Annotated in this window: 12 protein-coding genes; 11 read left to right on the top strand and 1 reads right to left on the bottom strand. The window is 67.7% G+C overall.

Annotated elements, in window-relative coordinates; genetic code table 11:
• Position 1 precedes the first annotated feature (1 nt).
• The 4 genes from AUL38_RS06405 to AUL38_RS06390 all read left to right on the top strand — a co-directional run bounded on the left by AUL38_RS06405 (position 2) and on the right by AUL38_RS06390 (position 2896).
• Entirely contained in the window at positions 2-802 is an 801-nt protein-coding gene (locus AUL38_RS06405; protein ID WP_059060258.1) for a carbon-nitrogen hydrolase family protein, read from the top strand.
• A 23-nt stretch (positions 803-825) separates the two neighbouring features.
• Positions 826-1512 (top strand): RraA family protein, encoded by a 687-nt coding sequence (locus AUL38_RS06400; protein WP_059060256.1) that lies wholly within the window; start codon positions 826-828, stop codon positions 1510-1512.
• Between the two features lie 104 nt (positions 1513-1616).
• Entirely contained in the window at positions 1617-2342 is a 726-nt protein-coding gene (locus tag AUL38_RS06395; protein WP_059060255.1) for a 3-keto-5-aminohexanoate cleavage protein, read from the top strand.
• A 77-nt stretch (positions 2343-2419) separates the two neighbouring features.
• Positions 2420-2896, top strand: a complete 477-nt coding sequence (locus AUL38_RS06390) for an Lrp/AsnC family transcriptional regulator (RefSeq protein ID WP_059060253.1) — start codon at positions 2420-2422, stop codon at positions 2894-2896.
• A 6-nt stretch (positions 2897-2902) separates the two neighbouring features.
• Here the strand turns inward: AUL38_RS06390 and AUL38_RS06385 are convergent, their stop codons facing one another.
• Positions 2903-3430: an Lrp/AsnC family transcriptional regulator gene (locus AUL38_RS06385; RefSeq protein WP_059060250.1), complete on the bottom strand. Its 528-nt coding sequence runs from the start codon at positions 3428-3430 to the stop codon at positions 2903-2905.
• Positions 3431-3519: 89 nt separating this feature from the next.
• Between AUL38_RS06385 and AUL38_RS06380 the strand changes: the two genes are divergently transcribed.
• From AUL38_RS06380 to AUL38_RS06350, 7 genes are all read left to right on the top strand, one after another.
• Positions 3520-4347 carry a nitrilase-related carbon-nitrogen hydrolase gene (locus tag AUL38_RS06380; protein ID WP_059060248.1) on the top strand — a complete coding sequence of 276 codons (828 nt, stop codon included), beginning with the start codon at positions 3520-3522 and terminating at the stop codon, positions 4345-4347.
• A gap of 272 nt (positions 4348-4619) precedes the next feature.
• On the top strand, positions 4620-5174 hold the full coding sequence (locus AUL38_RS06375; RefSeq protein ID WP_059060246.1) for a hypothetical protein: 555 nt from the start codon (positions 4620-4622) through the stop codon (positions 5172-5174).
• Positions 5175-5277: 103 nt separating this feature from the next.
• Positions 5278-5856, top strand: coding sequence for a S26 family signal peptidase (locus AUL38_RS06370; protein ID WP_161937412.1), 579 nt, complete (start codon positions 5278-5280; stop codon positions 5854-5856).
• Positions 5853-6506, top strand: coding sequence for a hypothetical protein (locus AUL38_RS06365; RefSeq protein WP_059060242.1), 654 nt, complete (start codon positions 5853-5855; stop codon positions 6504-6506). Before AUL38_RS06370 ends, AUL38_RS06365 begins: the two co-directional genes overlap by 4 nt.
• 103 nt (positions 6507-6609) lie before the next feature.
• Positions 6610-9162: a LuxR C-terminal-related transcriptional regulator gene (locus AUL38_RS06360; RefSeq protein WP_059060240.1), complete on the top strand. Its 2553-nt coding sequence runs from the start codon at positions 6610-6612 to the stop codon at positions 9160-9162.
• Between the two features lie 133 nt (positions 9163-9295).
• Entirely contained in the window at positions 9296-11761 is a 2466-nt protein-coding gene (locus AUL38_RS06355; protein ID WP_059060238.1) for an RCC1 domain-containing protein, read from the top strand.
• A gap of 81 nt (positions 11762-11842) precedes the next feature.
• Positions 11843-14300 (top strand): DNA polymerase III subunit gamma and tau (locus tag AUL38_RS06350; RefSeq protein ID WP_235590630.1); only part of this gene is annotated, 2458 nt, incomplete at its 3' end.

The following is a 14300-nucleotide window of genomic DNA, read 5'->3' as shown; positions in this document are numbered from 1 at the left end:
TATGAAAGTCGCAGTTGCGCAAACGTCACCCGGCATCGATGTCGAGGCTAATTTCGAGACAATCCGTAAGTTCACCGCACAGGCGGCGGCTGCGGGAGCGAAGCTTGTGGTCTTCCCAGAGGAAGCAGCCCTGCTGGCCGATGAATCGATCAAGCCCAACTTCACCGAGATTCTCCAGGGCATGTGGGGACCGTTCGAAGAACTGCTCGCCGGGCTTGCCCGCGAGCACACGATTTCGATCATCGCTGGGGGCTACGAGCCGCGTGAGGATGGTCAGCCCTTCAACACGATTCTCGCAGTCAACGCACATGGTGACGAGATCGCGCGCTACCACAAGCTGCACACCTACGACGCGTTCGCCTACCAGGAGTCTGCGTATGTCACGCGCGGCATGGAGCTGCCCCCGGTGATCGAGATCGAAGGCCTCAAAGTCGGCATCGCGAACTGCTACGACGTCCGCTTCCCCGAGCTCTTCCGAAGCCTTGCGGATCGTGGAGCAGATGTGATCTCGCTCTCCGCCGCTTGGGTGTCCGGAAAAGGCAAGGAAATGCACTGGGAAGTTCTCACCCAGGCTCGCGCGATCGAGAACGTCGCGTGGCTGCTCGCCTCCGGCACTGTCGGGGAAGACTCGGTTGGCCTCAGTCGGGTGATCGACCCGCTCGGCAACGTTGTCGCAAGCGCCAACGCGCACACGGAAGCACTCGTGATTGCCTCAATCGATGCGGAACGCACCCAGAGCGCCCGCGCAATGCTCCCCGCGCTCGACAACCGACGCATCGAACTCAGCTACCGCGTGGCCTAGCCCCGCGCACAGAAAGGAACGCAATGTTCTTCCACACTGGCACCACGCCAACATCGCTCCCCGCAGAGCTGCGAGAGAAGCTTGAGCGGCTGAGTTTCCCGACGCTCGGACACTACCTTGAAGAAGGGTTCGCTGACACCGAGATCCGCCGCATTGTCGCCGCGGGTGGTCGTGTCATTGGCTCGGCTTTCACGGTTCGCACGACCGCGACTGACTCGACCGCGCTGCACCACGCCGCTGGGCTCATCGGTGCCGGCGACGTTCTCGTGATCGACACGGGTGGGGATCGTCGCCACGCCCCGCTCGGCGAGGTCGTTGCCGCGCAGCTCGTCGCCCGCGGTGCAGCGGGCGCGATCGTCGACGGCGTCGTCACCGACACCGACGAAATCACCGAGCTGGGATTGAGCGTGCACGCACGCGGCACCAGCATGCTCACCACGAAGCTGCACGGGATTGACGCCGGAGGCGTGAACGTTCCTGTTACCTGCGGTGGGGCAGTAGTGAACCCGGGCGATGTGGTGCTTGCCGATGCGAACGGCGTGCTGTTCGTCGCGCCCGAGGTGCTCGCTCGCATCGTCGATATTGCCCTCGCTGATGATGCAGAGGAGCCTGAGCTCGTCGCCGAACTGCGCACGGGTGCGCCGCTCGGCACGCTCACTGGCGCCAGCGATACCGTCGCCGAGCTACTCGCACTCGATACCCCGCAGTAGCTCCGAGCACCACTCCACCCCCCCAACCCCACCCCTGCGGCGGAACACCGGCACCCTGCCGGTGTTCCGTCGCGCCCAAAAACCTGTGAAAGGACCCAGCGCAGATGCTTCTCAAAGCGGCGATTAACGGAGGCCGTTCCACGGCCGAACACCCAGCGGTGCCCCGCACAACCGACGAGATCGTTGCAGCGAGCCGCGCGGCAATCGCCGCCGGCGCTGACGTGGTGCATGCACACGTGCTCACTGAAGCGGGTGAGCAGACAATCCACCCCGACGACATTGGTGCGTGGGTGCGTGCGATGCGTGCAGCGGATCCGTCGGTGGTCATCGGAACCACAACCGGTCTGTGGACGGTCACCGATCACACCGAACGGATGTCGCACGTAGCCGCATGGCCCGACGATGCGTTGCCTGACTTCGCGTCGGTTGCGTTCTGTGAGGAGGGGGCGGCAGAGGCGGCTCAGCTCGTGCTTGAGCGCGGCATGGTGCTCGAATCTGCCGTGTGGACGATGGCTGACGTGCCTGCGCTGCTGGAATCACCGACGCTGCACCAGAACGTGCGCGTGCTCATCGAGCCCGAGACAGAGGATCCCGACGAAGCCGTCGCGCAGTGCCGGGAGATCGCAGCAGTGCTCCGCGAGGCCGGCGTGACTGCCCCGATTCTCTACCACGGATACGACGCGACGGTCTGGCCCGTAGTCGAGGCTGCCATCGCAGACGGCTGCGAGACCCGCATCGGCTTCGAAGACGGGATCACCCTCCCCGACGGCAGCGCTCCTGCCGACAACGCCGACCTCATTCGCGCAGTGCGTGAGCTCGAGGCGCGCTGATCGACCACGCCGAATCCGAACAGCCCCTCCCCGCGGGCAGGGTACCCTGGTACCTTGCGCGGAGAGGGGCATTCGGGGTGTTAGATGACGTAGACCGGCAGCTCATTCAGCTGCTCGCCAGAGACGGACGACGCAGCTTTGCTGCGCTCTCGGAAGAACTGGGCGTCTCCCAGTCGACCGTTCGGACGCGCCTCGCAAAGCTGCGCGAAGACGACACGCTGCAGATCGTCGCGCTGTGCAATGGACTGTTGCTCGGACATCAGGTGGTCCGGCTGCTGTTGCGCGTGCGCAACCTCACGCCGCGTGCTGTCGCAGACAGTCTGCTTGGCATCCACCCGATTAACCATGTGGCCCTGGTGACGGGGTCGCACGACCTGTATCTCGAAGCGACCTGTCGGGACCAGAACCAGCTCATCGACCTGCTGGACGAGATCCGCCGCCAGCCTGGTGTCGCGTCGATCCAGCCGATCATCGTGACCTCGCTTGCCAAGGACTACACCTGGGAGGGGCTGCGCGGAACTGCGGGGCAGAGCATCAGCGACCCCGGTACGTAGCCTGACTCAGTCAGCTGGGCGGTTGAGGAGTCTGCCTGCACGGTTCGCGGGAATTGGGTCGCGAAACCCCTTCCAGAGGTACGTGTCCTTCATAACCTCGAGTACCGTGAGCGTTTCAAGATCTGAGATTCCCCGAATTCTGCGGAGATCCTGCAACACAATCTGCCCGAGCTCCTGCGCGTCCTGGGCGACGACGTCAAGGATGATGTCGTAGTACCCGAGGGCGCATGCGACGTACTTAATGTTCGGGTGATCCGCTATTTCGGCGGCTACTTTTGCGACGGGAACACCGGCAACCCTGATGCCGACGTGCGCAGCGATGCCGCCAATCTTTGTTTCGTCATACATCCCGACGACGTAAATAATCCCGAGCGACACCAGGCGGTTGTAACGTTGGCGGACTGTCGGTTCTGAAAACCCAATCCTGCGGCCGATCTCACCGAATGACAACCTGCCGTCGACACGGAGCTCGTCAATGATGTCTCGGTCGACGTCGTCGAGCAGGTGCTCGTCAGCGCGGGCGAATGCGTCCATGCCGGCAAGTCTACCGGCGCGGCGTCCCGACCCTCCGCGGCTCGGCGCTGGGGTCGCGGTTGCGCGCGGGGTCGGGCAGAATCGGTGCTATGAAGATCGCAACGATCCAGCTGACGCCGACGACTGACCCGCGCGAGAATCTCGCGCAGATGCGGGTACGCGCTGCGGAGGCAGCGGCCACCGGCGCCCGGGTGATGGTGTTCCCCGAGCAGACGATGGTGCTGCTGCAGTCGGTCACGGTCGACGCGCTCTCCGAGGTTGCGGCTGAATGGTGGGAGGCGTTCGCGGCGCTCACTTCGGAACTCGCGGTCGAGCACGACGCCGTTGTCATCGCTGCGGGCTTCGAGCCGTCGCCTGATGGGCTCCCGTTTAACACGGTGATCGCGGTCGGCCCGGGGGGCGAGGAACTCGCTCGTTACCGCAAGCTCCACCTCTATGAGGCCTTCTCGCAGAGCGAGTCGGCCCACACCCGTGCGGGGACGGAGCTCCCGCCAGTGTTTGACGTGAAACATGACGGGGAGACCCTCCGCTTGGGGCTCGCGAACTGCTACGACATTCGCTTTCCCGAGATGTTTCGCAGCCTCGTCGACCGCGGCGCCAACGTGTGTGTGGTGGTGGCCGCCTGGGCGTCGGGCCCGGGGAAGGAAGCACACTGGTCGCTGCTCACGCAGACCCGCGCACTCGAGAACGTGAGCTGGCTCGTCGCGAGTGCGGTCGTCGGCGGTGGGCCCCGTAACGCGGCGACGGTGGGCCTGAGTCGCATCGTCGATCCGCTCGGTGAGGTTGTTGCGGGTCTCGGCCCGCGCGAGGAGGGCATCGCGGTCGCTGACGTCACATCTGGCGCGGTGGATCGCGCCCGTGGCGTGCTGCCAGCGCTCGCGAATCGCAGAATCACGCTCGACTACCGCGTCAACTAACTCGGGATCAGCGCATGTGCTGAGCGGGTCTGCTCGGTGCGGATGTGGTGCGCGCTGCACGCGTCTGCGTGGTCACCCAGCAGAAGCGTGCGCGCTCAGACGTAGCCGCGTACGGAGCACGCGTAGATGGGGGCGTTCGCCCCCGCAGATCCGGGGACTCTCCGTGGGGAGCGGTGCGATCGCCAGTTGACTCGTACTTGAGACAACAGCGATTCGGACGGCGCAGCAGCTGCGCCGCACTCGCACCCACCACCGAGAAAGGCCGTGCCCGCATGACTACCCAGAAGACCTCCACCAAGAAGAAGCTCGCGATTGCTGGCGGTTCGCTGCTCCTCATCGCCGGCGTCACCGTCGGTGGCGCGCTCGTCACGATGAACAGCACGATCTTCGACAACATGTTTAACACCAAGGTGTCCGATACCAGCGCTGACGGCGAGCTCATCGTCACCGGTGCACCCATGACGAACACCTTCACGGGCGCCATGGACGGCGAAGCAATCACCGGCTACTACACCGCGACAAACACCTCGGAGAACGCCACGCTCAGCGTTGGGCTCGGCTCGATGCTGCAGCCCGGCGGCGATCAGGCGGCCGAGCTCGCCGGTGCGCTCGACACCCGCGTCGCAATTGACGGCGGATCGCTCATTGACACCGGCAAGCTGGCGAACATGAAGCTTGCCGAGGACGAGGCGTTTGACATCGCCCCGGGTGACTCGGTGAAGGTGCGTATCGACGTCTACGTGAAGGACAGCGCGGCGTTCCTCGCAGCGGGTCTCGATAAGTCCGAGGTCACCGCTGACTACCTCTTCAACAGCATCGCGAAGTAACTCCCTCTTCGAGTCCGGCGGCCACCTCCCCATATCCCCAGGCCGCCGGACTCGCCCCTCTCATCACACCCGCCGCGAGCGACACGACCACATGGAGGTCAGCATGCGCATCACCATCCTCACCATCCGGGCAGCAGCCAGTCTGCTCCTCGTCGCGCTCGCGGCCCCCTTTCTCTGGTCGGCCGTAACGGGCGACTACTTCATGACCGTGACCGGCGGATCGATGCGCCCCACCTACGAGGTCGGCGATGTCCTCGTAGTGCAGGGGCCCGTGGGCGACGAACTTCGCAGCACCGGTGCACCGGTGATCGTGTCGCCGGTGCCTGGCGACCGCTCGGACCAGTACGTGCACCGTGTCGTGGAACTCGTCGACGAGGGCGCGATCCTCAAGGGCGACGGCAATGAGATCAACGACCCGTTCCTCGTGACACAGGAGCAGGTCCTCGGCACGCCCCGCCTCGCACTCCAGGGCACTTGGGCGACCCTGTTCCACCTCTCGGGGCTGTGGGCGGTCCGGCTCATCGTCGGAGCCGTGTTCCTCATCGCCCTGTTTGTGCCCAGCCGAGGCCGCGCAGCCCGGCGCACGGCCGAGGCCAGCACCATCGATGGGACCGACGGGACCGATGGGACCGACGGGACCGAGCAAGCATCGCGGCGCCCGGCGCCCAGCCTTGCGCGGTGACCGGTATGCGCCTGCGCGCCTGGACGTGTGCCGCCGTGATCCTCCTCGCTTCGGCTGCGGGGCCGGTCGATCCAGCGGCGGCCTCGCCAGCCTCGCCGATCCTCGCAGAGGAGCGAGATCAGGCAGCGCTCACCGTCACACCCGCCACTCGGCTATTCGACGTCTCCCTGCACCCCGGTGAGACGGCGCTCGCCGCAGCGCAGCTGCGCAACGACGCGAACACTGCGCTGCGGATCCGCCTTGCCCCGGAGCAGGTGGCGTGGGCCGGGTACGATCGCGCGCTCGAATCCCTGTGGCTGGCCGTCGGCCGCGGAGCCACGTGCGATGCGGCAGCGATGGCGAACTTGCCACGCACGCCACTGGCGGCAGCCTCGAGCATCGACCTGGGGGTGCTGCCCGCCGGCGAGGCTACTGACCTGTGCCTCCTGGTCACGTACCCGGCCGATCGCGAGACGCCGGTAGCCGCAGTTTCCACGGTGGACCTGGTATTCACCGGCACCGAGGCTGGTGGCGCAGGACCGGAGACCCTGGAGACCTCCGGGATGTCGCACGGCACGCACCGCGCCCTGACCTTCCTCGCCGCGATGCTCATCATGCTTGGCGTCACGATTGTCCCGCAGCGTCGCCGCTCACGCAGCGCCGCGGAGTGACTGTTTCATTTGGAAGGAGTCACGTATTCTGACTACTGAATGGGGCCGCGATACGCGGCCGGCCGTGCGCAGCGAGAATGCGCGGGCAGGGGGAGGGGACACAATGGTCGCTCGGAGCGCGCAGGTGCAACGGATTGTGCAGCACGTCATCGACGGCGCATCGGTATCGGTCGTCGGTCAGCACTGGTCCGGGCGGAGCGAGCTGCTCACGCAGCTCGCAGAGACGCTGCGAGGGATCGGGCTCGCCACGCTGCAGCTGCGTGGGATCGAGAACACCCGCCCGTTCGAGGCGTTCCGCGCCGCGCTTCCCGCTGTGGCACCCGCGCGCGGCGCCGACGCCGACTTCGCCACTGAGCTCAGTCGGCTCGTGAAACAACTGGTAGCCGAGGGGCCGGTTGTGGTGCTCATCGACGACATCGACCTGCTCGACGAAGCCTCGTGGGTGCTGCTCGAACAGCTCCACAAATCGTTCCAGATTCCGATTGTTGGCACGTCTGAGGTGCGCAACGTGAGCGACCCCGCCGAGCGGCTCCTCATCAAAGTGGCGCAGCCGGTCGTGAAGCTCACGCTCGATGAGCTCCGGCTCGACGAGGTCCACGATCTTCTCGAGGAGCGGCTCGGAGACCAGGTGTCTCCGACGCTCAGCGGTCGGATCCACATGAAATCTGGCGGGCTTCCCGGATTCGCGGTCGCGTTCGTCGACGCCGCGCGACGCCGCGGGCGGGTGCGCAAGCACGGGCTCGTCTGGCAAGACAGCCCTGACCTCTGGTCGAGCGAACTCGAGGGCGCGTTCGAGGCGCTCCTGTTTCGCTACCCGGAAGACACGCGTGAAGCACTGGAGATGCTCGTCGCGACGGGCCCGCTTCCCGTTGAACAGGCGACGGCGCTCGTCGGGCAGGAGACCCTGGAAGCGCTTGAGGGGCGCGGCCTCGTCCGGCTGTTCACGGCTGGCAGCGGTCCGCGGGTGACGGTGAACCCACCGGGGATCAGCGACTACTTCAGGCACCTGCCGCAGTCCGTGCGCAGCATTCGCCTGCGACAGCAGATCGAGGAAGCGCTCGGCACGGACAGCAGCGTGGTGCTGGCGGAGCAGCCCACCGTGCCACGTCAGTTCGCCGACGTGATTCCACAGCCCGAGATCCCGCTCCTCGCGCGAGCGTTCCGCGACGCCTTCGAGCAGGATCTCGACCAGACCTGGGCTGCCTGGCAAGGCGCGAAAGGGCCAGCCGAGGCAGCTCGCGCACTCGAGCTCCGCCTGACCGGGGACGCCCCGGCCGGCCAAATTGAAGAGATCATCTCGCGCACCGACGTCGCTGATGCACACCCGACAATTGCGCTGTATCTCCGCTACCTGCGGGCACGGTGGGAAACCAGCAAGGAGCTGCCGCTCGAGGCGATCGAGGACACACTCCGCGGGGATCACGACCTCGGAGAACCCCTCGCGATCGAGGCTCTGCTCATCGGATTCCGGGCCGAACGAACCGAAATCACCCCAGCAGCTCTCGAACGGATCGGGGAGATCGCGCAGCACCCCGGCCTCGCCGGTGAGGTCGGGGGCCTCGTCTACGTCGCCATGCACGCGCTGGGAGGCCGCCCGTGCGAGGCACTCGCCCGGTTTGCACAGTTGCCAGCCACCGGATGGGTGCCCCGCTTCGCGGCCCCGCTCCGGGGCCTCGCGCTCGTCACATCCGGCCGGCCCCAGGAAGCCCTCGAATGGGCCTCCTCCCAGCTCTCCGTCGCGCGGGAACGCTTCGACCGATCCGCGATGGTCGCACAGGCATACGTTGCGGTCATGGCGCTGCTGACGATGAGCCGGTACGCGGACGCGACCGCCGCGGGCAGCATCGTCGCGAGCGGCCAATTCCAGGCCGCGAACCTGCTCTTCGGACCCGACCGGGCACTGATGAACGCACTCGCCATCGCGGCCAGGCGCAGTGGCAGGCCGGGCGCAGTCGGCACGCTGATCGAGCGCGGCAGCCGCTACACGGGCCGCAGCGATGCGCTCCCCATGGGCGCGCGCGACTTTCCCGAGGCGCTCGTCACCGAGATCGACGAGGAACCCGCCGAAACCGGGCGCAGATACCGGGCGCTCGCCGCAGACCTCGCGGCACGGGGGTACGCGTTCTCCGCAGCCGGATCCACGATGCTTGCGCTGCTCATCGACTTCGACCTTGATGCCGCGCTCGAACAGCGGGCGCGGCTCGAAAAGATGGGCGGGACCGTGTTCCTCGCCTATCTCGATGCGCGGATCGCTCACCAGCGGCGCGACCCCGAGGCGCTCATCGAAGCGGCGAGGTGGCTCCGCCGCGAACACGCGAACGATTCCGCGCTCAAATATTTCACCGCGGCGGCTCGGATGCTCCGGGAAGACGGCCTCGAAGACGAAGCGACGCGGGTCCGCGAGGAGATCGCGGCGCTCATGTCCTCGGAGGATCCGGCCACGGAGGTCGCCCTGACACAGGTTGAGTCGACGCTCGGGTTCACGCAGCGGGAACGGGAGATCATCGACCTCGTCGCCAAGGGGATGAATAACCCCGGGATCGCTGAAACGCTGACGTTGTCCGTGCGCACGGTTGAGACGCACCTGCGGAACATTCGCCGGAAGTCCGGCGCGCTCGCCCGCGACGAGATTGGCGAATACTCCTCCCTGCGCTAGCGCGCCCGCCACCTACGCGTACGCGCTGCGGCGCACGCGTAGGTGTTCCGCGCGTACCCCGTAGATCGAGTGGTTCAGACTGCGGGGCCCCTGCCACTGCGGTGTGCTGGAAGCAATTGGAAGGGGCTTCACCATGAAGCGGAGCACGCAGCAGCACACGGGTCAGCGGGGGCAGCGATCACCCCTCGCGCGCGCAGGGATCTGGACGGCCGCGGGGGCCGCGGTGCTCGCCGTGATGCTCGGAGTCAGCACCGGCTTCGTCGGCGCCATTGCCACCGATCGATCGACCGTGCACGGGAACGAATTCTCGCAGGCGCTCCGCGTGGACGCGGGGATCTACGAGCTGGCCGCGACACCTGAAACCGGAGCCGGGTTCGGGCCGGGGCAGACCGCGGGCGCGGTCTCCTTCGCGATGCAGCCCGCTGGCGAACAGTCGGTGCCGCTCGTCGCGGGCGAGTCCCTGGCCGCGACGGTGCTGCTTCCAGTCGGGATGCGGCCAGCGGAATTGCCGGCTGATGACTCCGCCGCGACGTATGCGCGCACCTGGAGTGCGGAGGAGCTTGCAGGCCAGTGGCGGGTGACGACAACGGTGCTCGCGCGAACTGACGAAGGCGTTCGCCTCCCGCACGCCGAGTTTGCCGTGGTCGCCGATTTCCCCGAGATCCGCCCCGCAGCGGACCTCACCGTGACAGCGGCGATCGAGCTGCCCGAGCGGCTCACGAGCACCAGCCCCGGGGGGAGCACCGAGGTGCCTGCGATCTGGAACGTGGTATCTGGCGTGTACGGCCTCGACTTCGCCAGGGGATCCTCCCGGTCCGACGGCACGCTCACCTTCGCGAGCCACCCAGACGGGGAGGGCGAGACGCTCTTCCTGCGTGACGGCGACATCTTCACGACCGAAATCACGCTGCCCGCCGGTGTCACCGCGGGTGCGCTGCCTGGCCCGGAGACCACGGCCGACCGGTCCATCGAATGGGGCGTCGCGCAGGCCGGGGCAGACACGGTCGTCACCCGCACGGAGCGCATTACCGCGGACATCGCGCACGCGCCGACGGCGCGGGGCAGCTTCCCCGTGCGCGTGACGGGCGAAGCTGGGCGCGAGGGCTTCGCGGTGCGGGCCCTCGCCACGCTTCCCGCCAGGTTTGTCAGCGCGCAGCCAGCGGCTGGCATCGAGGTCTCCGGCGGCGTCGTCACGCCCACACCCGCCCGCATCGCTGCCGGCCGAGGCCACTCCCTCGCGGTGAACGGTGCAGGAACGCCGTACGCGTGGGGCATCGGCAACCGCGGGCAGCTCGGTTCGGGCCAGGCGAAGAGCTCGGACGTGCCGGTGCTCACCCAGGCACCCGCTGGCCGCCACTTCACGCACGTCGTAGCCGGGTGGGAGCACTCACTCGCAGTCGCCGACGACGGCACCCTCTGGGGCTGGGGCGACAACGAGTTCAGCCAGACCGGAACCGGGCTGGGCATCTCGAAGCCGGTCACGGCACCGGCACCGGTGCTCGCTGCAGACGGTGCTGTCCGATTCCAGTCGGTCTCGGCCGGGTGGCGGCATTCGGTCGCCCTCTCCACCGACGGCAAGGTGTACGTCTGGGGCGACGCGAACCGGGGTGTGCTCGGGAACGGCTCGTCTAGTGGGACCCTTCCCACGCCCACGCCGATGCAGGGCCTGCCGAACAAGCGCTTCGTCGCGGTTGAGGCGGGCTTCGACTCGACCTTTGCCGTGACCGAGGACGGCGAGGTGTGGGCGACGGGATCTAACGACTACGGCATGCTCGGGCTCGGAGAGCAGGTCACCGAGATTTCACGGCCGCAGCGCATCGCGATGCCAGTGACCGACCGCATCGTGCAGGTGTCAGCGGCGAGCACGACCAACAACGTCCATGTGCTTGCCGTGACCGAGAGCGGCGGCCTCCTGGGATGGGGCGTCAACGGCCTCGGCGAGATCGGGCTCCCACTGACTGGCGAACCTTCCTGGGCGTACTTCACCCCCACTGAAGTACTGCTGCCCGAGGGGCTGCGACTCGCAAACGTTGCGGCTGGCGATCAGTTTTCGCTCGGCCTGAGCGACACCGGCCGGGTGTACTCCTGGGGTGCAAAGGCGCTGGGCACGGGCAAGCCCGGGACCAGTGCGGTTCCGGTGCCGGTGGCGCTGCCTGCTCAGGCAGTCATCACCGACATCGCGGCCGGCGACCTGCATGCCTTCGCGCTTGCGGCCGATGGCACACTGTACGGCTGGGGGTCGGGGCGAGACGGGAGGCTGGGAAATGACAGCCAGCGCGAGCAGCTCTCACCGATCGTCATCAAACTCCGGGCGCCGCGCGCAAGCGCCGAGGTTAGCGCCGAGGTGAGCGCCGACGTGAACACCGCTGAAGCGCAGGAGCCCGCGCCCGAGGAACGCATCGAGGGCGAGACCGTGACCGCGGAGGGGGAGCCAACGGAATCCGCGGAAGACGCCGAAGACCTCGTCTCGGACGACGACGCCGTCGAGAGCCCGGTCGAGTCGGATCCTCACCTCGACGCGTCGGCCCATCCCGCGGATGCTCCGTCCGATACGGGTGACACGAGTGCCTCCAGAGACGCACCGAGCGCCGGTGCGTGACTCACGCGCGTCCTGCGAAATGCCGCCGGGTTCTCCCCAGTCTGCGACGCACCCACATAAATGTCGGTGCCCGCAGGTAGCATGGGTGTCGTGGTAGCAGCACTGTATCGGCGGTATCGGCCAGAGTCATTCTCCGAGATGATTGGGCAGTCTCAGGTGACCGATCCACTCATGACGGCCTTGCGTACCGGCCGGGTCGGCCATGCGTACCTGTTCAGCGGTCCGAGGGGCTGCGGGAAGACCACGAGCGCGCGTATCCTTGCGCGCTGCCTGAACTGCGCGGAGGGCCCGACGGATACCCCGTGTGGCACCTGCCCGAGTTGCGTTGAGCTCAGCCGCGCCGGTGGCGGCTCACTCGACGTCGTCGAGATTGACGCCGCGAGCCACGGCGGCGTCGACGACGCGCGCGACCTGCGTGAGCGAGCCGTATTCGCGCCAGCCCGCGACCGCTTCAAGATCTTCATCATCGATGAGGCCCACATGGTCACCGCGGGCGGCTTCAACGCCCTGCTGAAGATCGTGGAGGAGCCGCCGCCCCACGTGAAGTTCATCTTTGCGACGACGGAGCCCGAGAAAGTCATCGGCACGATCCGCTCGCGTACCCACCACTACCCGTTCCGGCTGATCCCGCCCGCGGCGCTCATCGACTACGTGCAGCAGCTGTGTGACAGCGAGGGCGTCATCGTCGAGCCTGGCGTGCTGCCGCTCGTTGTGCGCTCTGGCGGTGGCTCTGCACGAGACACGCTCTCGATCCTCGACCAGCTCATTGCAGGCTCCGAGGGCAACAGCGTCTCCGCGGAGCGCGCCGCCGGGCTGCTCGGCTTCACCCACACCGAACTGCTCGACGACGTCGTGGTCGCGCTCGGAGCGGGAGATCCCGCTGCGGCGTTCACCGCGACTGACCGGGTGATCCAGACCGGGCAGGACCCGCGGCGCTTCGTCGAGGATCTGCTCGAGCGATTGCGCGACCTCATCATCGTGAATGCGACGTCGATCGATGGCGCTGCGGCAGTGCTGCGCGGGGTGCCACAGGATCAGCTCGACCGGATGTTCGAGCAGGCGCGTGGCTTCGGCGCGAAGGAGCTGTCCCGCACCGCAGACACGGTGAGCGAAGCGCTCGACCAGATGACCGGCGCGACTCCGCCGAGGCTTCACCTCGAACTCATGATCGCCCGGGCGCTCGTTGAACTCTCGAAGCATGAAGAGGTCGCTCCGGCACAGCCCGGCGCCTCGCTGCCTCCGCTGCCGCAGCGACAGCAGGCTCCCGGGGCGCAGCCCGCGACGATGCCTGCGCCGTCGACTCCGCCGCGCCCGCAGACGCCGGCTCCCGCGCAGCCACACAGTGCGCAGCCTCACAGTGCGCAGCAGGGCGGCACTGTGCCGCCGGTTGCTGCGCCCGAGACCCCTGCGCCCGCGCAGCCGGAGCGCGTTGCAAATGCAGCGGAAACCGCGGCATCGATTCGCGAGTTCCTGCGCAACGAGGACTCGGGTGCCAGCGCACCCACGAGTCCTGCCGCGACGCCCGCACCGGCCGCTCCGTCTGCACCGTCCGCACCGGCGGCCCCGCAGCAGCCACCAGCGCAGCCCCCTGCAGCGGCGCAGCCCTCAGCCCCCGTGGTGCCGCCTTCTGCGGAGCCGGCCGCAGACGCTGCGAACAGCGGAGCGGCTCGTGCAACGCACCCCAACGAGGGTGCCGCCGGGTTCGGTCGACCGATCTCCGACGTGCTGAGCGCTTCCCAGATCGCGTCGATCGGTACCGAGCCAACCACACCTGCACCGCCAGCCCCAACGCCTGCGTCAGCTGCGCCCCCCGTGGCGCCTCAGGCAGCTGCTCAGGGCCCCGGTACTCCCGGCACCCCCGAACCAGGTATGGCGGCACCGACCGCTCCCAACGCTCCCGCAATCCCCGGAGCCCCTGAGGAAACCTCCGCTCTGCTGGAGGACGACGCCGACGCCGGCCCTGACGCGCTTCCCGGGTTTGAAGACCTGCGCGAGATGTGGCCGGATCTGCTCGAAGAGCTGCTGGAAACCAACCGTGACGCATGGAACGCGGTTCGCCCCGTTGAGCCGTTGGGGCTCGAGGGTGACCTGCTGCTCGTTGGCGTGTCGAACCGCTCGGATCTCGAAGCGTTTAAGTCTGCTGGTGCAGGGCCGCTGCGCGAGACGATTCTCGAGGCAACCGGAATCCGTGTGCGCTACGCGCCTCGCCAAGTGACCGCGCCACGCGAAACCCAGGCCCCGCCACAGCCGGGAGCGGCCCCGGCCGACTCCGAGGAGCCCCACCGAGCACCGCAACAGCAGCCCAAGGCCCCGGTCGATGACCTCGCTGAGCGTGCTGCTGCCCGGCTGAGTTCTCTCGGGCCGAAGCTCGCAGCGCCAGCCTGGGCAGATCCGGTGCCCCCCGCACCGGCGAAGTCCGAGCCCGAGCCCGTTGCAGTGGTGCCGAAGCCCGTGACGGTGGAGCCCGCTCCCGCCGATCCGGTTCCGGTTGTGGCGGAGCCCGCTCCTGCCCCCGCGGATCCCGTGCCGGTTGCGGTGG

The sequence above is a fragment of the Leucobacter sp. G161 genome (genome assembly GCF_001482305.1).
Taxonomy (GTDB): Bacteria; Actinomycetota; Actinomycetes; order Actinomycetales; family Microbacteriaceae; genus Leucobacter.
Note: the sequence above shows the minus strand (reverse complement) of the source record. Positions and strands in the feature narration are given on the sequence as shown.

Coding starts and splice junctions, on each gene's coding strand:
- AUL38_RS06405 (WP_059060258.1), top strand. CDS start 2: ATGAAAGTCGCAGTTGCGCAAACGTCACCCGGCATCGATGTCGAGGCT.
- AUL38_RS06400 (WP_059060256.1), top strand. CDS start 826: ATGTTCTTCCACACTGGCACCACGCCAACATCGCTCCCCGCAGAGCTG.
- AUL38_RS06395 (WP_059060255.1), top strand. CDS start 1,617: ATGCTTCTCAAAGCGGCGATTAACGGAGGCCGTTCCACGGCCGAACAC.
- AUL38_RS06385 (WP_059060250.1), bottom strand. CDS start 3,430: ATGGACGCATTCGCCCGCGCTGACGAGCACCTGCTCGACGACGTCGAC.
- AUL38_RS06380 (WP_059060248.1), top strand. CDS start 3,520: ATGAAGATCGCAACGATCCAGCTGACGCCGACGACTGACCCGCGCGAG.
- AUL38_RS06375 (WP_059060246.1), top strand. CDS start 4,620: ATGACTACCCAGAAGACCTCCACCAAGAAGAAGCTCGCGATTGCTGGC.
- AUL38_RS06370 (WP_161937412.1), top strand. CDS start 5,278: ATGCGCATCACCATCCTCACCATCCGGGCAGCAGCCAGTCTGCTCCTC.
- AUL38_RS06360 (WP_059060240.1), top strand. CDS start 6,610: ATGGTCGCTCGGAGCGCGCAGGTGCAACGGATTGTGCAGCACGTCATC.
- AUL38_RS06355 (WP_059060238.1), top strand. CDS start 9,296: ATGAAGCGGAGCACGCAGCAGCACACGGGTCAGCGGGGGCAGCGATCA.